Source organism: Streptomyces specialis (assembly GCF_001493375.1).
Classification (GTDB): Bacteria; Actinomycetota; Actinomycetes; order Streptomycetales; family Streptomycetaceae; genus Streptomyces; species Streptomyces specialis.
Window position 1 is genome coordinate 1 of sequence record NZ_LN929768.1, and the last position, 16,622, is coordinate 16,622.

The 16,622-nt window shown below is 75.3% G+C and carries 18 protein-coding genes and 2 pseudogenes; 10 read left to right on the plus strand and 10 right to left on the minus strand.

Annotated features, from left to right (window positions below):
• Window positions 1–637: adenosylcobinamide-GDP ribazoletransferase (locus BN2279_RS05165; RefSeq protein WP_079031859.1), on the minus strand; the 637-nt coding region annotated here is incomplete at its 3' end.
• Window positions 638–671: 34 nt separating this feature from the next.
• On the opposite strand from BN2279_RS05165, the gene BN2279_RS05170 reads away from it, so the two are divergent.
• Window positions 672–1,436, plus strand: coding sequence for a hypothetical protein (locus tag BN2279_RS05170; protein ID WP_059006937.1), 765 nt, complete (start codon window positions 672–674; stop codon window positions 1,434–1,436).
• 11 nt (window positions 1,437–1,447) lie between these two features.
• On the opposite strand, the gene cobT (BN2279_RS05175) is transcribed toward BN2279_RS05170, so the two are convergent.
• Window positions 1,448–2,575 carry a nicotinate-nucleotide--dimethylbenzimidazole phosphoribosyltransferase gene (gene cobT / locus BN2279_RS05175; RefSeq protein WP_059006938.1) on the minus strand — a complete coding sequence of 376 codons (1,128 nt, stop codon included), beginning with the start codon at window positions 2,573–2,575 and terminating at the stop codon, window positions 1,448–1,450.
• A gap of 21 nt (window positions 2,576–2,596) precedes the next feature.
• A complete protein-coding gene (locus BN2279_RS05180; RefSeq protein WP_059006940.1) occupies window positions 2,597–3,796 on the minus strand; it encodes a bifunctional adenosylcobinamide kinase/adenosylcobinamide-phosphate guanylyltransferase in 1,200 nt (399 codons plus the stop codon).
• 111 nt (window positions 3,797–3,907) lie between these two features.
• Between BN2279_RS05180 and BN2279_RS05185 the strand changes: the two genes are divergently transcribed.
• Complete coding sequence (locus BN2279_RS05185; RefSeq protein WP_059006942.1) at window positions 3,908–4,117, plus strand: hypothetical protein; 210 nt, start codon at window positions 3,908–3,910, stop codon at window positions 4,115–4,117.
• Between the two features lie 21 nt (window positions 4,118–4,138).
• Here the strand turns inward: BN2279_RS05185 and BN2279_RS05190 are convergent, their stop codons facing one another.
• Together BN2279_RS05190 and BN2279_RS05195 are read right to left on the minus strand one after the other, a co-directional pair.
• Window positions 4,139–5,176 carry a S1C family serine protease gene (locus tag BN2279_RS05190; protein ID WP_059006944.1) on the minus strand — a complete coding sequence of 346 codons (1,038 nt, stop codon included), beginning with the start codon at window positions 5,174–5,176 and terminating at the stop codon, window positions 4,139–4,141.
• A 101-nt stretch (window positions 5,177–5,277) separates the two neighbouring features.
• Entirely contained in the window at window positions 5,278–5,874 is a 597-nt protein-coding gene (locus BN2279_RS05195; RefSeq protein WP_059006946.1) for a DUF3043 domain-containing protein, read from the minus strand.
• Window positions 5,875–6,115: 241 nt separating this feature from the next.
• On the opposite strand from BN2279_RS05195, the gene BN2279_RS05200 reads away from it, so the two are divergent.
• The 3 genes and pseudogenes from BN2279_RS05200 to BN2279_RS31385 all read left to right on the plus strand — a co-directional run.
• Entirely contained in the window at window positions 6,116–6,925 is an 810-nt protein-coding gene (locus tag BN2279_RS05200) for a PspA/IM30 family protein (RefSeq protein WP_079031858.1), read from the plus strand.
• Window positions 6,926–6,977: 52 nt separating this feature from the next.
• Entirely contained in the window at window positions 6,978–7,256 is a 279-nt protein-coding gene (pspAA, locus tag BN2279_RS05205) for a PspA-associated protein PspAA (protein ID WP_059006953.1), read from the plus strand.
• A gap of 20 nt (window positions 7,257–7,276) precedes the next feature.
• Window positions 7,277–8,017: pseudogene (locus tag BN2279_RS31385) on the plus strand (histidine kinase dimerization/phosphoacceptor domain-containing protein); the annotation flags it as partial.
• Between the two features lie 588 nt (window positions 8,018–8,605).
• Here the strand turns inward: BN2279_RS31385 and BN2279_RS31685 are convergent.
• The 3 genes and pseudogenes from BN2279_RS31685 to BN2279_RS05225 all read right to left on the minus strand — a co-directional run.
• Window positions 8,606–9,355: pseudogene (locus BN2279_RS31685) on the minus strand (histidine kinase dimerization/phosphoacceptor domain-containing protein); the annotation flags it as partial.
• A gap of 11 nt (window positions 9,356–9,366) precedes the next feature.
• Window positions 9,367–9,645: a PspA-associated protein PspAA gene (gene pspAA, locus BN2279_RS05220; RefSeq protein WP_059006953.1), complete on the minus strand. Its 279-nt coding sequence runs from the start codon at window positions 9,643–9,645 to the stop codon at window positions 9,367–9,369.
• A 52-nt stretch (window positions 9,646–9,697) separates the two neighbouring features.
• Window positions 9,698–10,507 carry a PspA/IM30 family protein gene (locus tag BN2279_RS05225; protein WP_079031858.1) on the minus strand — a complete coding sequence of 270 codons (810 nt, stop codon included), beginning with the start codon at window positions 10,505–10,507 and terminating at the stop codon, window positions 9,698–9,700.
• Between the two features lie 241 nt (window positions 10,508–10,748).
• Here BN2279_RS05225 and BN2279_RS05230 point away from each other — a divergent pair, with 241 nt between their 5' ends.
• Window positions 10,749–11,345, plus strand: coding sequence for a DUF3043 domain-containing protein (locus tag BN2279_RS05230; protein ID WP_059006946.1), 597 nt, complete (start codon window positions 10,749–10,751; stop codon window positions 11,343–11,345).
• 101 nt (window positions 11,346–11,446) lie between these two features.
• Entirely contained in the window at window positions 11,447–12,484 is a 1,038-nt protein-coding gene (locus tag BN2279_RS05235) for a S1C family serine protease (protein ID WP_059006944.1), read from the plus strand.
• A 21-nt stretch (window positions 12,485–12,505) separates the two neighbouring features.
• On the opposite strand, the gene BN2279_RS05240 is transcribed toward BN2279_RS05235, so the two are convergent.
• Window positions 12,506–12,715, minus strand: coding sequence for a hypothetical protein (locus BN2279_RS05240; protein ID WP_059006942.1), 210 nt, complete (start codon window positions 12,713–12,715; stop codon window positions 12,506–12,508).
• A gap of 111 nt (window positions 12,716–12,826) precedes the next feature.
• On the opposite strand from BN2279_RS05240, the gene BN2279_RS05245 reads away from it, so the two are divergent.
• Window positions 12,827–14,026, plus strand: coding sequence for a bifunctional adenosylcobinamide kinase/adenosylcobinamide-phosphate guanylyltransferase (locus BN2279_RS05245; protein ID WP_059006940.1), 1,200 nt, complete (start codon window positions 12,827–12,829; stop codon window positions 14,024–14,026).
• A gap of 21 nt (window positions 14,027–14,047) precedes the next feature.
• A complete protein-coding gene (gene cobT, locus BN2279_RS05250) occupies window positions 14,048–15,175 on the plus strand; it encodes a nicotinate-nucleotide--dimethylbenzimidazole phosphoribosyltransferase (protein ID WP_059006938.1) in 1,128 nt (375 codons plus the stop codon).
• 11 nt (window positions 15,176–15,186) lie between these two features.
• Here cobT (BN2279_RS05250) and BN2279_RS05255 read toward each other — a convergent pair whose 3' ends face one another.
• Window positions 15,187–15,951 (minus strand): hypothetical protein, encoded by a 765-nt coding sequence (locus BN2279_RS05255; RefSeq protein ID WP_059006937.1) that lies wholly within the window; start codon window positions 15,949–15,951, stop codon window positions 15,187–15,189.
• A 34-nt stretch (window positions 15,952–15,985) separates the two neighbouring features.
• Here BN2279_RS05255 and BN2279_RS05260 point away from each other — a divergent pair.
• Window positions 15,986–16,622: adenosylcobinamide-GDP ribazoletransferase (locus BN2279_RS05260; protein ID WP_079031859.1), on the plus strand; the 637-nt coding region annotated here is incomplete at its 3' end.

The following is a 16,622-nucleotide window of genomic DNA, read 5'->3' on the forward strand; positions in this document are numbered from 1 at the left end:
CTGAGGGTGGTGGCTGCCAGGGAGCGGACGGTGGAGATGAAGAGAGGGGTGCGGGGCCGGCGCCCCCCCTGTGCCCCGCCGCGCCCAGCCCCTCCGGCCTGGCGGCGGGCACCCCCTCCCGGCAGGCCCATGTCAGCGCGGTGCGCGACACGAGCCCGGCGAGCAGGGCGCCCATCACCGCGTGCCCGTGGCCGTGCCCGGCCAGCTCGGTCAGCGCGGCGACCTGCGCGAGCAGCGTGAACAGCAGGGTCACCACGCCGAACGGCCCGATGTCGGAGCGCTTCATCACCGCCAGCGCCTCCTCGGCGGGCCGCCCGCTGCCGAGCCCGTCGGCGACGTCGGCCAGCCCGTCCAGGTGCAGGCCCCGGCTGAGCGCGGCCATCACGGCGACGGCCGCCACGGCGGCGACGAGATGCCCGTTGTTCACCGACAGGAACGTCCACGCGACGAACGCGCCGGCCAGCCCGACGGCGGTCCCCGCCAGCGGCGCGGCCAGCATCCCGCCGCGGGCGGCGGCCCGGTCCCAGCGGGCGGTGCCGACCGGCAGCACGGTCAGGGCGGCGAACGCGAACCGCAGCGCGTCCGTCCCGGTGGCGGGGGGCGGCCCGGACGGCGGCGGAGGCGGCGTGGCGTTCATCGGACCGCAGCCTAGCGCCGGACGCTGGGTGGCCATGGAGCACTGGTGGTACCGCAATATCGTCGAGCCGGGGAAGCTGCCGCTGCTGCTGGCGCTGACGGCGTTCGTCGTCACGTTCCTCGCCACGCGCTGCGTGACCCGGATGATCAGGGCCGGGCGCGGACCGTTCCACGACGTGTCGGCCGGCGGGCACCATGTGCACCACGCGGTGCCGGGCGTGATCCTGATGTGCGTCGGTGGTTTCGGCGGGGTCGCGGCGGGCGGCCGGGGCTGGGTCGCCGGCGCGACGGCGGTGGTGTTCGGGCTGGGCGCCGGGCTGGTGATGGACGAGTTCGCGCTGATCCTGTACCTCCAGGACGTGTACTGGTCGGACCAGGGCCAGAAGAGCGTCGAGGCGGTGGTGCTGACGACCTCGCTGCTGGTCATCCTGCTGACCGGGTTCTCCCCGCTGGGTGTGGACGACGTCGGGCGGGACGAGAGCCAGGACCGGGCGAGCGCGGTCACCACGCTGCTGGTCAACTTCGCGCTGGCGCTGACCGCGCTGCTGAAGGGCAAGTTCCGGGTCGCGATCCTCGGCGTGCTGATCCCCGTGGTGGCGCTGGTCGGCGCGGTCCGCCTGGCCCGCCCCGGCTCCCCGTGGGCGAAACGCCTCTACCGCCGCCGCCCCCGCGCCACGGCCCGCGCCGAGCACCGCGCCCGCCGCCACGAGGCCCACTGGGGGGCGCTGGAACGCCGCATGGGCGACCTCCTCGGCGGCACCCCCACCGACCAGCTCCCGCGCCGGCACGGCGGCGGGTGACGCGAACAGCGCTACGTGGCGTCGGCGACCGCCGCGGACGGCTCGGCGACGTCCGGGCGGGACTCCGGCGGCGGGGCCGTTCCCGCGTCCGGCCGCTCCGGCAGCTCCGCCGCCAGGGCCGCCGCCGCGCGCACCAGCGGCAGCGCCAGCAGCGCGCCCGTGCCTTCGCCCGTCGTCACCCCCTGGTCCAGCAGCGGGTCCATCGCCAGCCGGTCCAGCGCCTTGGCCTGCCCCGGCTCGCCGCTCACCTGGCCCGCGAGCCACCAGTCCGGCGCGCGGAACGCGATCCGCTGCGCGACCAGCGCCGCCGCCGCCGACACGACGCCGTCCAGGATCACCGGGGTACGGCGCACCGCCGCCTGGAGCAGGAAGCCGGTCATCGCCGTCAGGTCCGCGCCGCCGACCGCCGCCAGCAGCCGGAGCTGGTCCCCCAGGGCCGGCCTGGCCCGGCGCAGTCCGTCCCGGATCGCCGCGCACTTGCGCATCCACGTCAGGTCGTCGATCCGGACGCCGCCGCGCCCGGTGACCACGGAGGCGTCGGTGCCGCACAGCGCCGCGATCAGCACCCCGGCCGCCGTGGTGCCGCCCACCGAGACGTCGCCGAGCAGCAGCAGATCGGTCCCGGCGTCGGCCTCCTCGTCGGCGACGGCCATGCCCGCGCGGAACGCCCGCTCCGCCTCCTCGCCGGTCAGGGTGTCCGTCACGTCCAGCCGCTCCGACCCCCGGCGCACCCGGTGGCGGCTCACCTCGTCCGGCAGCTCCTCCGGCGGACAGTCCAGCGCCATGTCCACCACGCGCAGCGGCACCCCGGCCTGACGGGCCAGCACCGCGCCGGGGGCCGCGCCGTCCAGCACCGCCCGCACCAGGGCGGTCGCGCCGCCCGCCGGGCGCGCCGAGACGCCCAGCGACGCCACCCCGTGGTCCCCGGCGAACAGCACGGCCCGGGGCCGCTCGACCGGCGCCACCGGCACCCGGCCCTGCGCGGCGGCCAGCCACACGCCCAGCTCGTCCAGCCGCCCGAATGCCTTGGGGGGCAAGCCGGTTCGCGCCCGCCGCTCCTCGGCCGCACGCCGGAAACGGGCGCTCGGCCGTTCGATGAGATCGCCGAAGTCGTCGAGGTGGAGACCGCCGTCACTCATGCGCACGAGACTACCGCCGCGCTACTCCCGCAACGGCAGAACGGTTCCGGCCACCGCGAGCAGCACCTGCTCGCACTCGGCGGCCACCGCCGCGTTCAGGCGGCCGAGTTCGTCGCGGAACCGGCGGCCCGCCGGGGTCGCCGGGACCACGCCCGAGCCGACCTCGTTGCTCACCAGGACGACCCGGCGGCGGGTGGCGCGGACCGCCGCCGTCAGCGCGGCGGTCCGCGCGGCCAGGGCCGCGGCGCCGCCGCCGGTCCACCGCGTGTCGTCCCAGGCGCCGACCGCGTCCATCGCGTCGGTCAGCCACAGCGCCAGGCAGTCGATCAGCAGCGGCGGCCCCTCGTCCCGGGCCAGCAGCGGCACCAGATCGCACGTCTCGACCGTCGACCAGCCCGGCGGGCGCCGCTCGCGGTGGGCGGCGACCCGGGCCGCCCACTCCGCGTCACCGGCGCGCCCGCCGCCGGTGGCCACGTAGACGACGCCGGGGAACGCGGCCAGCCGCCGTTCCGCCTCGGCCGACTTGCCCGAGCGGGCGCCGCCGAGCACCAGCGTCCGGCGCGGCAGGTCGGGCACGCCGCTGAAGTCGCCCACGGTCAGCCGCGTGCCGTCCGGCGCGGCCCGCGCGCCCGCCGCCGCCAGCCCGCGCCGCGACTCGGGCCCCGGCGGCACGTCGTGGTCGAGGTGGACGGCGACCACGTCCGTCGTCAGGCCGATCGCGCCGGAGGCCCGCAGCCGCGCCACCGCGTCCGGGCGGCCCGTGACGTCCAGCAGGCACAGGTCGTACGGCGGCCCGTCGCCCGCGCCGGCCGGTGCCGCGCCCGGCGGCAGGTACAGCACGCGCCCGCCGTCGGGCCCGGTGACCGCGTAACCGGTGCCCGGCGCGTCGACCGGCACCGCGCGGACCCGGTGCCCGCTGAGCAGGGTCAGCTCCCGGCCGTCGGGCAGCCGGACCGGGGCGGGCAGTTCGGGCGGCAGTTCCAGCGCGGGCCCGTCGTGCGGATGGCTGAGCAGCACCTGCCGCACGCCGTGCAGGGTCTCCCCGGCGCGGGCGGCCGACAGGGCGGCGCCCGGCGTCAGATCGAGCAGCAGAACGCCGTCCACCAGCACGGCCGTCGCCGTACGGGCGTGCTCGCCGAGCGCGCGGGCGCACGCGGCGCAGGGGCAGCCGGGGCGGGGGAGACCGGCCGGGGCGCCGGTACCGAGCAGAGTCACGTACACATCCGGAATCCTCTCGCCCCGGCTCCGGGCACGCGCGCGGTGGTGCGCTCCCGGCCCGGCCGTGATTTAGTCTGCGATCAGGCAAGTCGGGCCGGGATCTGGAGGTTTCGTATGGCGTGGGAGTGGCGGTTCGAGAAGGCTGACGGCTCTGCGGCCGAGCCGTCGCAGGCCCCCGGCGACTTCGGCACGCAGGGTGACGCGGAGTCCTGGATCGGCGAGGCGTGGCCCGAGCTGCTGGCCGAGGGCATCGAGGCCGCGTCGCTCCTGGAGGACGGCGCCAAGGTCTACGGGCCGATGAGCCTGCGCACCGCGGAGGAGTGACCGCTCACCCTGTCCCGTCACTCATGCCTCCCCGAGCGTGACCTCCGCGGTCCGCCGGTCCTCGTTCCGCTCGTACCCCACCTCGACCTTCCGGCCGGGGCGGTGCGAGGCCAGCGCCTCGGCGAGCGACACCACGTCGGTGACCTCCTCCCCGCCGGCCTCCACCACGACGTCGCCCGGCCGCAGCCCCGCGCGGTCGGCCGGGCCGCCGTCCGTGACCTCCACGATCGCCGCCCCGGCGGGCTCGAAGCCGTCACCGAGGACGGTGCGGACGGAGACCCCGAGCGCGGCGCGGCCCGAGTCCACGACCCGGCCGTGCTCGATCATCTGGTCGGCGAGGAACGTCACGGTCGAGGCGGGGATGGCGAAACCGATGCCGGGCGCCTGGCCGCCGAGCCCCGGATCGCGGGCGGCCAGCGTGGGGATGCCGATCACGTGGCCCGACAGGTTCACCAGCGCGCCGCCGCTGTTGCCGGGGTTGATGTCGGCGGAGGTCTGCACCATGTTGCCCAGCGTGGCCTCCCCCTCGCCCTCGCTGACCGCGCGGCCGACCGCCGAGACGATGCCCTGGGTGACGCTGGACGACAGGCCCAGGGGATTGCCCATGGCGAGCACCATCTGCCCGACCTCGACCTTCGCCGAGTCCCCGAACGTCGCCGGCCGCAGCCGGTCCGGCACGTCGGTCAGCTCGATCACGGCGAGGTCCTGCTCGGGGTAGCTGGCCACCAGCTCCGCCTCGGCCGGCTCCCGGCCGGTCGCGAGCAGCACCTCGAACTCCTCGCCCTCGCCCACCACATGGGCGTTGGTGACGATGTGGCCCGCCGCGTCGTAGACCACGCCGGAGCCGAGGCCGTCGTCGGTGGTGATCTGCACGACGGACGGCAGCACGTCGTTGACCACCCGCTCGTAGGTCTCCTGGAGGTCGTCCGTGACCGTGGGCGCCGGCGCCCGGGTGGCCTCTGCCTCAGCGGCGGAGGTCCCCTGGGTGCACCCCGAGCCCGAGGTGATCAGCAGCACCACCGCGCACAGCAGGGCCGGAGCGTGTGTGGTCAGGGCCATAACGGCATTCTGTGCGCGTCCGCCCGTCACCCCCGCCCGGAGCTACGCCATTGCGGCGAGCGGCCCCGCCGGCACCGGAACGGTCCGGTGCCGGTCCCGGCTCAGCGGGGGGAGTCGCCGCGCTTGATCGCGGGGCGCGGCAGCCGCATGCGGCGCATCTGCATGGTGCGCATCAGGGCGTACGCCATGGCGCCCCGCGTGTTCTCGTCCGGGTAGCGGGTCCGCAGCGCCTTCTTCAGGCGGCGGGTCAGCAGCACCGAGTCCACCACGATCGCCAGGATCACCACGAGCCACAGCAGCAGCGCGATGTTCCGCGCCTGGAGCGACGGCAGCATGCTCAGGATCAGGATCAGCACCGCCGTGGGCAGGAAGAACTCCGCCACGTGCCACCGGGTGTCCACGAAGTCCCGCGCGAACCGCCGGACCGGTCCCCGGTCACGGACCGGGAGGTGCCGCTCGTCGCCCGACAGCAGGGCCTCGCGCTGCTTGGCGAGCTGGGCCCGCCGGGCCTCGCGGGCGCGCCGCGCCGCGTCCTTCCGGTTCGTCGCCGGCTTGACGGCGGTGCGCCGCTGGGCCTCGGCCTCGCTGCGCTTCGGCGTGGGACGGCCCTTGGGCGCCTGCGGATCCCGGCCCCGCGGCTGCTCGGCCTGGAGGTCCGGGGTCTTCTCGGGTGCTTCTTTCGAACGGCTTCGGAACACGCCCCCAGCCTACGTTCTCGCCGGACCGGCCCTTCCCGCCTCCCGGGCACGATCCCGCAACGGCTCCACCCGGTCCCTACTCCTCTGGCGGGAGACCGCCGGCGGGCGATCGTCCTGAGGGAGGACACCGAACGCGGTCGTTCGGTGCGCTAATGGATACAGGCCCCGTAGGGTAGTAGGGGACCAGCAGCAGTTGTGGCCTTGAGGTTCGAGTCCGTCATGAAGGGGGCGCGCGAAGCCCATGAGCGGTGTCATGAAGCGGATGGGAATGATCTTCCGCGCTAAGGCCAACAAGGCCCTCGACCGGGCCGAGGATCCCCGGGAGACGCTGGACTACTCGTACCAGAAGCAGTTGGAGCTGCTCCAGAAGGTGCGGCGCGGCGTCGCCGACGTGGCCACCTCGAGGAAGCGCCTGGAGCTCCAGCTCAACCAGCTCAACCTCCAGTCCGGCAAGCTGGAGGACCAGGGCAAGAAGGCCCTCGCCCTCGGCCGGGAGGACCTGGCGCGCGAGGCGCTGACCCGGCGGGCCGGACTCCAGCAGCAGATCGCCGACCTCCAGCAGCAGCACGAGACGCTCCAGTCGGAGGAGAACAAGCTCACTCTGGCGGCCCAGCGGCTCCAGGCGAAGGTGGACGCGTTCCGCACCCGCAAGGAGACCATCAAGGCCACCTACACCGCCGCCCAGGCGCAGACCCGGATCGGGGAGGCGTTCTCCGGCATCTCCGAGGAGATGGGCGACGTGGGCATGGCCATCCAGCGCGCCGAGGACAAGACGGCGCAGCTCCAGGCCCGCGCCGGCGCCCTCGACGAGCTGCTCGCCTCGGGCGCCCTGGACGACCCGACCGGCACCTCCAAGGACGACCTGACCGCCGAGCTGGACCGCATCGCGGGCAACGCGGACGTAGAGTTCGAGCTGGAGCGGATGAAGGCCGAGCTGGCCGGCGGCCCCTCCGCGGGACGGCAGGCACTGGAGGGCGGCAGCGCCCCGGCCGCCGACGCGGGCGAGCGGCAGGAGCAGCAGCGGGAGTCCCCCAAGTTCGACAAGCAGTGACCGGGCCATCGTGACGGTCACCGGGGTTTTCGGCGGACGTTCGGAGGGCGACATGATCGTGCGGATCATGGGGGAGGGACAGGTCAGGCTGGACGACAGCCACTTTCCCGCGCTGAACAAGCTGGACGACGAGCTCATGACGGAGCTGGAGTCGGGCGACAGCGAGGGGTTCCACCGCACTCTCGGCGCCCTGCTGGACGCCGTCCGCTCGATGGGCACGCCGCTGCCCGACGACGCGCTGGAGCCCTCGGAGCTGATCCTCCCGGCGCCCGAGGCGACGATCGCCGAGGTGCGCGCCATGCTCGCCGAAGACGGACTGATCCCGGACTGAGCCGCCGGGCCGTGACTCCTGTGCAGGTCGACCGCGCCCGGCAGTGGCTCCGGGCCCACCCGCTCGCCCTCGACGCGCTGCTCTCCCTCGCCGTTCTCGGCTTCGCGCTGTGCGTCTCGGTCACCGAGTCCCGCACGCCCGACGGCGGCTCCGGCTTCGGCAAGCGGCATCTGGCCGGGCACACTCTCGCGCTGTACGGGCTGGCCGCCGCCGCGCTGACGCTGCGCCGCGTGTTCCCGCTGCGGGTCCTGGTCACGGTCGGTGCCGTGGCGATGCTGGAGCTGGTCCTGGGCACCCGGTCCTACGACGCGGCCGAGCGGCACTCCTCGATCCTGATCTTCGTGGTCGTGGCTCTGTTCACCGTCGCCCTGGCCACCGACCGGGCGACGACGCTGCGGCTGGGCGTCATCACGTCGGCCGTGTTCACCCCGGCGGCGATGCTGATGGGCGTCCAGCCCTGGTACGACCCGGAGAACCTGGGCGTCTTCGCGTGGACCGCGCTGGCCGCCGCCATGGGCGAGACCGTGCGCACCCGCCGGGCCATGGTGGACGCGATCCGGGAGCGGGCCGAACGCGCCGAGCGCACCCGCGAGGAGGAGGCCCGCCGCCGTGTCGCGGAGGAGCGGATGCGGATCGCCCGCGAGCTGCATGACGTGGTGGCCCACCACATCGCGCTGGTCAACGTGCAGGCCGGGGTCGCCTCGCACGTCATGAGCACCCGGCCCGACCAGGCCATGGAGGCGCTCGGCCACATCCGCAACGCCGGCCGCCGGGCGCTGGCCGAGCTCCAGACCACCGTCGGGCTGCTGCGCCACCAGGACGAGCCGATCGCGCCGACCGAGCCCGCCCGCGGCCTGGGCGTCCTGGACGAGCTGGTCGAGAGCTTCGCGCAGGCGGGCATGGCGGTGAGCGTGGAGGCCCCGGCGGCGGCCGAGCCGCTGCCCTCCGCCGTGGACCTGGCCGCCTACCGCGTGGTGCAGGAGGCGCTGACCAACGTGCACAAGCACGCCGGACCCGGGGCCACCGCCCGCGTCCGCATCGTCCGCTCCGGCGGCGCCGCCGGAGCGGACGATGCGGACGCGGGCGGTGGCCCCGGGTCCGGCGTGCTTGTGCACGTTGGTCAGCGCCTCCTGCACCACGCGGTAGGCGGCCAGGTCCACGGCGGAGGGCAGCGGCTCGGCCGCCGCCGGGGCCTCCACGCTCACCGCCATGCCCGCCTGCGCGAAGCTCTCGACCAGCTCGTCCAGGACGCCCAGGCCGCGGGCGGGCTCGGTCGGCGCGATCGGCTCGTCCTGGTGGCGCAGCAGCCCGACGGTGGTCTGGAGCTCGGCCAGCGCCCGGCGGCCGGCGTTGCGGATGTGGCCGAGCGCCTCCATGGCCTGGTCGGGCCGGGTGCTCATGACGTGCGAGGCGACCCCGGCCTGCACGTTGACCAGCGCGATGTGGTGGGCCACCACGTCATGCAGCTCGCGGGCGATCCGCATCCGCTCCTCCGCGACACGGCGGCGGGCCTCCTCCTCGCGGGTGCGCTCGGCGCGTTCGGCCCGCTCCCGGATCGCGTCCACCATGGCCCGGCGGGTGCGCACGGTCTCGCCCATGGCGGCGGCCAGCGCGGTCCACGCGAAGACGCCCAGGTTCTCCGGGTCGTACCAGGGCTGGACGCCCATCAGCATCGCCGCCGGGGTGAACACGGCCGACGTGATGACGCCCAGCCGCAGCGTCGTCGCCCGGTCGGTGGCCAGGGCGACGGTGAACAGAGCCACGACCACGAAGATCAGGATCGAGGAGTGCCGCTCGGCCGCGTCGTAGGACCGGGTGCCCAGGACCAGCTCCAGCATCGCCACGGCACCGACCGTGACCAGGACCCGCAGCGGGAACACGCGGCGCAGCGTCAGCGCGGCGGCGGCCAGCCCGTACAGCGCGAGAGTGTGCCCGGCCAGATGCCGCTTGCCGAAGCCGGAGCCGCCGTCGGGCGTGCGGGACTCGGTGACCGAGACGCACAGCGCGAAGCCGAGAACGGCGAGGGAGAGCAGCGCGTCGAGGGCGAGCGGGTGGGCCCGGAGCCACTGCCGGGCGCGGTCGACCTGCACAGGAGTCACGGCCCGGCGGCTCAGTCCGGGATCAGTCCGTCTTCGGCGAGCATGGCGCGCACCTCGGCGATCGTCGCCTCGGGCGCCGGGAGGATCAGCTCCGAGGGCTCCAGCGCGTCGTCGGGCAGCGGCGTGCCCATCGAGCGGACGGCGTCCAGCAGGGCGCCGAGAGTGCGGTGGAACCCCTCGCTGTCGCCCGACTCCAGCTCCGTCATGAGCTCGTCGTCCAGCTTGTTCAGCGCGGGAAAGTGGCTGTCGTCCAGCCTGACCTGTCCCTCCCCCATGATCCGCACGATCATGTCGCCCTCCGAACGTCCGCCGAAAACCCCGGTGACCGTCACGATGGCCCGGTCACTGCTTGTCGAACTTGGGGGACTCCCGCTGCTGCTCCTGCCGCTCGCCCGCGTCGGCGGCCGGGGCGCTGCCGCCCTCCAGTGCCTGCCGTCCCGCGGAGGGGCCGCCGGCCAGCTCGGCCTTCATCCGCTCCAGCTCGAACTCTACGTCCGCGTTGCCCGCGATGCGGTCCAGCTCGGCGGTCAGGTCGTCCTTGGAGGTGCCGGTCGGGTCGTCCAGGGCGCCCGAGGCGAGCAGCTCGTCGAGGGCGCCGGCGCGGGCCTGGAGCTGCGCCGTCTTGTCCTCGGCGCGCTGGATGGCCATGCCCACGTCGCCCATCTCCTCGGAGATGCCGGAGAACGCCTCCCCGATCCGGGTCTGCGCCTGGGCGGCGGTGTAGGTGGCCTTGATGGTCTCCTTGCGGGTGCGGAACGCGTCCACCTTCGCCTGGAGCCGCTGGGCCGCCAGAGTGAGCTTGTTCTCCTCCGACTGGAGCGTCTCGTGCTGCTGCTGGAGGTCGGCGATCTGCTGCTGGAGTCCGGCCCGCCGGGTCAGCGCCTCGCGCGCCAGGTCCTCCCGGCCGAGGGCGAGGGCCTTCTTGCCCTGGTCCTCCAGCTTGCCGGACTGGAGGTTGAGCTGGTTGAGCTGGAGCTCCAGGCGCTTCCTCGAGGTGGCCACGTCGGCGACGCCGCGCCGCACCTTCTGGAGCAGCTCCAACTGCTTCTGGTACGAGTAGTCCAGCGTCTCCCGGGGATCCTCGGCCCGGTCGAGGGCCTTGTTGGCCTTAGCGCGGAAGATCATTCCCATCCGCTTCATGACACCGCTCATGGGCTTCGCGCGCCCCCTTCATGACGGACTCGAACCTCAAGGCCACAACTGCTGCTGGTCCCCTACTACCCTACGGGGCCTGTATCCATTAGCGCACCGAACGACCGCGTTCGGTGTCCTCCCTCAGGACGATCGCCCGCCGGCGGTCTCCCGCCAGAGGAGTAGGGACCGGGTGGAGCCGTTGCGGGATCGTGCCCGGGAGGCGGGAAGGGCCGGTCCGGCGAGAACGTAGGCTGGGGGCGTGTTCCGAAGCCGTTCGAAAGAAGCACCCGAGAAGACCCCGGACCTCCAGGCCGAGCAGCCGCGGGGCCGGGATCCGCAGGCGCCCAAGGGCCGTCCCACGCCGAAGCGCAGCGAGGCCGAGGCCCAGCGGCGCACCGCCGTCAAGCCGGCGACGAACCGGAAGGACGCGGCGCGGCGCGCCCGCGAGGCCCGGCGGGCCCAGCTCGCCAAGCAGCGCGAGGCCCTGCTGTCGGGCGACGAGCGGCACCTCCCGGTCCGTGACCGGGGACCGGTCCGGCGGTTCGCGCGGGACTTCGTGGACACCCGGTGGCACGTGGCGGAGTTCTTCCTGCCCACGGCGGTGCTGATCCTGATCCTGAGCATGCTGCCGTCGCTCCAGGCGCGGAACATCGCGCTGCTGCTGTGGCTCGTGGTGATCCTGGCGATCGTGGTGGACTCGGTGCTGCTGACCCGCCGCCTGAAGAAGGCGCTGCGGACCCGCTACCCGGACGAGAACACGCGGGGCGCCATGGCGTACGCCCTGATGCGCACCATGCAGATGCGCCGCATGCGGCTGCCGCGCCCCGCGATCAAGCGCGGCGACTCCCCCCGCTGAGCCGGGACCGGCACCGGACCGTTCCGGTGCCGGCGGGGCCGCTCGCCGCAATGGCGTAGCTCCGGGCGGGGGTGACGGGCGGACGCGCACAGAATGCCGTTATGGCCCTGACCACACACGCTCCGGCCCTGCTGTGCGCGGTGGTGCTGCTGATCACCTCGGGCTCGGGGTGCACCCAGGGGACCTCCGCCGCTGAGGCAGAGGCCACCCGGGCGCCGGCGCCCACGGTCACGGACGACCTCCAGGAGACCTACGAGCGGGTGGTCAACGACGTGCTGCCGTCCGTCGTGCAGATCACCACCGACGACGGCCTCGGCTCCGGCGTGGTCTACGACGCGGCGGGCCACATCGTCACCAACGCCCATGTGGTGGGCGAGGGCGAGGAGTTCGAGGTGCTGCTCGCGACCGGCCGGGAGCCGGCCGAGGCGGAGCTGGTGGCCAGCTACCCCGAGCAGGACCTCGCCGTGATCGAGCTGACCGACGTGCCGGACCGGCTGCGGCCGGCGACGTTCGGGGACTCGGCGAAGGTCGAGGTCGGGCAGATGGTGCTCGCCATGGGCAATCCCCTGGGCCTGTCGTCCAGCGTCACCCAGGGCATCGTCTCGGCGGTCGGCCGCGCGGTCAGCGAGGGCGAGGGGGAGGCCACGCTGGGCAACATGGTGCAGACCTCCGCCGACATCAACCCCGGCAACAGCGGCGGCGCGCTGGTGAACCTGTCGGGCCACGTGATCGGCATCCCCACGCTGGCCGCCCGCGATCCGGGGCTCGGCGGCCAGGCGCCCGGCATCGGTTTCGCCATCCCCGCCTCGACCGTGACGTTCCTCGCCGACCAGATGATCGAGCACGGCCGGGTCGTGGACTCGGGCCGCGCCGCGCTCGGGGTCTCCGTCCGCACCGTCCTCGGTGACGGCTTCGAGCCCGCCGGGGCGGCGATCGTGGAGGTCACGGACGGCGGCCCGGCCGACCGCGCGGGGCTGCGGCCGGGCGACGTCGTGGTGGAGGCCGGCGGGGAGGAGGTCACCGACGTGGTGTCGCTCGCCGAGGCGCTGGCCTCGCACCGCCCCGGCCGGAAGGTCGAGGTGGGGTACGAGCGGAACGAGGACCGGCGGACCGCGGAGGTCACGCTCGGGGAGGCATGAGTGACGGGACAGGGTGAGCGGTCACTCCTCCGCGGTGCGCAGGCTCATCGGCCCGTAGACCTTGGCGCCGTCCTCCAGGAGCGACGCGGCCTCGATGCCCTCGGCCAGCAGCTCGGGCCACGCCTCGCCGATCCAGGACTCCGCGTCACCCTGCGTGCCGAAGTCGCCGGGGGCCTGCGACGGCTCGGCCGCAGAGCCGTCAGCCTTCTCGAACCGCCACTCCCACGCCATACGAAACCTCCAGATCCCGGCCCGACTTGCCTGATCGCAGACTAAATCACGGCCGGGCCGGGAGCGCACCACCGCGCGCGTGCCCGGAGCCGGGGCGAGAGGATTCCGGATGTGTACGTGACTCTGCTCGGTACCGGCGCCCCGGCCGGTCTCCCCCGCCCCGGCTGCCCCTGCGCCGCGTGCGCCCGCGCGCTCGGCGAGCACGCCCGTACGGCGACGGCCGTGCTGGTGGACGGCGTTCTGCTGCTCGATCTGACGCCGGGCGCCGCCCTGTCGGCCGCCCGCGCCGGGGAGACCCTGCACGGCGTGCGGCAGGTGCTGCTCAGCCATCCGCACGACGGGCCCGCGCTGGAACTGCCGCCCGAACTGCCCGCCCCGGTCCGGCTGCCCGACGGCCGGGAGCTGACCCTGCTCAGCGGGCACCGGGTCCGCGCGGTGCCGGTCGACGCGCCGGGCACCGGTTACGCGGTCACCGGGCCCGACGGCGGGCGCGTGCTGTACCTGCCGCCGGGCGCGGCACCGGCCGGCGCGGGCGACGGGCCGCCGTACGACCTGTGCCTGCTGGACGTCACGGGCCGCCCGGACGCGGTGGCGCGGCTGCGGGCCTCCGGCGCGATCGGCCTGACGACGGACGTGGTCGCCGTCCACCTCGACCACGACGTGCCGCCGGGGCCCGAGTCGCGGCGCGGGCTGGCGGCGGCGGGCGCGCGGGCCGCGCCGGACGGCACGCGGCTGACCGTGGGCGACTTCAGCGGCGTGCCCGACCTGCCGCGCCGGACGCTGGTGCTCGGCGGCGCCCGCTCGGGCAAGTCGGCCGAGGCGGAACGGCGGCTGGCCGCGTTCCCCGGCGTCGTCTACGTGGCCACCGGCGGCGGGCGCGCCGGTGACGCGGAGTGGGCGGCCCGGGTCGCCGCCCACCGCGAGCGGCGCCCGCCGGGCTGGTCGACGGTCGAGACGTGCGATCTGGTGCCGCTGCTGGCCCGGGACGAGGGGCCGCCGCTGCTGATCGACTGCCTGGCGCTGTGGCTGACCGACGCGATGGACGCGGTCGGCGCCTGGGACGACACGCGGTGGACCGGCGGCGGCGCCGCGGCCCTGGCCGCGCGGACCGCCGCGCTGACGGCGGCGGTCCGCGCCACCCGCCGCCGGGTCGTCCTGGTGAGCAACGAGGTCGGCTCGGGCGTGGTCCCGGCGACCCCGGCGGGCCGCCGGTTCCGCGACGAACTCGGCCGCCTGAACGCGGCGGTGGCCGCCGAGTGCGAGCAGGTGCTGCTCGCGGTGGCCGGAACCGTTCTGCCGTTGCGGGAGTAGCGCGGCGGTAGTCTCGTGCGCATGAGTGACGGCGGTCTCCACCTCGACGACTTCGGCGATCTCATCGAACGGCCGAGCGCCCGTTTCCGGCGTGCGGCCGAGGAGCGGCGGGCGCGAACCGGCTTGCCCCCCAAGGCATTCGGGCGGCTGGACGAGCTGGGCGTGTGGCTGGCCGCCGCGCAGGGCCGGGTGCCGGTGGCGCCGGTCGAGCGGCCCCGGGCCGTGCTGTTCGCCGGGGACCACGGGGTGGCGTCGCTGGGCGTCTCGGCGCGCCCGGCGGGCGGCGCGACCGCCCTGGTGCGGGCGGTGCTGGACGGCGCGGCCCCCGGCGCGGTGCTGGCCCGTCAGGCCGGGGTGCCGCTGCGCGTGGTGGACATGGCGCTGGACTGTCCGCCGGAGGAGCTGCCGGACGAGGTGAGCCGCCACCGGGTGCGCCGGGGGTCGGAGCGGCTGGACGTGACGGACACCCTGACCGGCGAGGAGGCGGAGCGGGCGTTCCGCGCGGGCATGGCCGTCGCCGACGAGGAGGCCGACGCCGGGACCGATCTGCTGCTGCTCGGCGACGTCTCGGTGGGCGGCACCACGGCGGCCGGGGTGCTGATCGCGGCGCTGTGCGGCACCGACGCCTCCGTGGTCACCGGGCGCGGCGGCGTCCGGATCGACGACCTGACGTGGATGCGCAAGTGCGCGGCGATCCGGGACGGACTGCGCCGGGCCAGGCCGGCCCTGGGGGACCAGCTCCGGCTGCTGGCGGCGGTCGGCGGCGCGGACCTGACGGCGATGACCGGCTTCCTGCTCCAGGCGGCGGTGCGCCGTACCCCGGTGATCCTGGACGGCGTCGTGTCGGCGGCGGCGGCGCTGGTCGCGCAGCGGATCGCGTTCCGCGCGCCGGACTGGTGGCTCGCGGGCCAGGTGAGCGGCGAGCCGGGGCAGGCCAAGGCGCTGGACCGGCTGGCGATGGACCCGCTGCTGGACCAGGGGGTGACGACGGGCGAAGGCACGGGCGCGCTGCTGGCGCTGCCGCTGGTGCGCGCGGCGGCGGCCCTGGCGGCGGAGCTGCCGGAGCGGCCGGACGCGGGAACGGCCCCGCCGCCGGAGTCCCGCCCGGACGTCGCCGAGCCGTCCGCGGCGGTCGCCGACGCCACGTAGCGCTGTTCGCGTCACCCGCCGCCGTGCCGGCGCGGGAGCTGGTCGGTGGGGGTGCCGCCGAGGAGGTCGCCCATGCGGCGTTCCAGCGCCCCCCAGTGGGCCTCGTGGCGGCGGGCGCGGTGCTCGGCGCGGGCCGTGGCGCGGGGGCGGCGGCGGTAGAGGCGTTTCGCCCACGGGGAGCCGGGGCGGGCCAGGCGGACCGCGCCGACCAGCGCCACCACGGGGATCAGCACGCCGAGGATCGCGACCCGGAACTTGCCCTTCAGCAGCGCGGTCAGCGCCAGCGCGAAGTTGACCAGCAGCGTGGTGACCGCGCTCGCCCGGTCCTGGCTCTCGTCCCGCCCGACGTCGTCCACACCCAGCGGGGAGAACCCGGTCAGCAGGATGACCAGCAGCGAGGTCGTCAGCACCACCGCCTCGACGCTCTTCTGGCCCTGGTCCGACCAGTACACGTCCTGGAGGTACAGGATCAGCGCGAACTCGTCCATCACCAGCCCGGCGCCCAGCCCGAACACCACCGCCGTCGCGCCGGCGACCCAGCCCCGGCCGCCCGCCGCGACCCCGCCGAAACCACCGACGCACATCAGGATCACGCCCGGCACCGCGTGGTGCACATGGTGCCCGCCGGCCGACACGTCGTGGAACGGTCCGCGCCCGGCCCTGATCATCCGGGTCACGCAGCGCGTGGCGAGGAACGTGACGACGAACGCCGTCAGCGCCAGCAGCAGCGGCAGCTTCCCCGGCTCGACGATATTGCGGTACCACCAGTGCTCCATGGCCACCCAGCGTCCGGCGCTAGGCTGCGGTCCGATGAACGCCACGCCGCCTCCGCCGCCGTCCGGGCCGCCCCCCGCCACCGGGACGGACGCGCTGCGGTTCGCGTTCGCCGCCCTGACCGTGCTGCCGGTCGGCACCGCCCGCTGGGACCGGGCCGCCGCCCGCGGCGGGATGCTGGCCGCGCCGCTGGCGGGGACCGCCGTCGGGCTGGCCGGCGCGTTCGTCGCGTGGACGTTCCTGTCGGTGAACAACGGGCATCTCGTCGCCGCCGTGGCGGCCGTCGCCGTGATGGCCGCGCTCAGCCGGGGCCTGCACCTGGACGGGCTGGCCGACGTCGCCGACGGGCTCGGCAGCGGGCGGCCCGCCGAGGAGGCGCTGGCGGTGATGAAGCGCTCCGACATCGGGCCGTTCGGCGTGGTGACCCTGCTGTTCACGCTGCTCGCGCAGGTCGCCGCGCTGACCGAGCTGGCCGGGCACGGCCACGGGCACGCGGTGATGGGCGCCCTGCTCGCCGGGCTCGTGTCGCGCACCGCGCTGACATGGGCCTGCCGGGAGGGGGTGCCCGCCGCCAGGCCGGAGGGGCTGGGCGCGGCGGGGCACAGGGGGGGCGCCGGCCCCGCACCCCTCTCTTCATCTCCACCGTCCGCTCCCTGGCAGCCACCACCCTCAG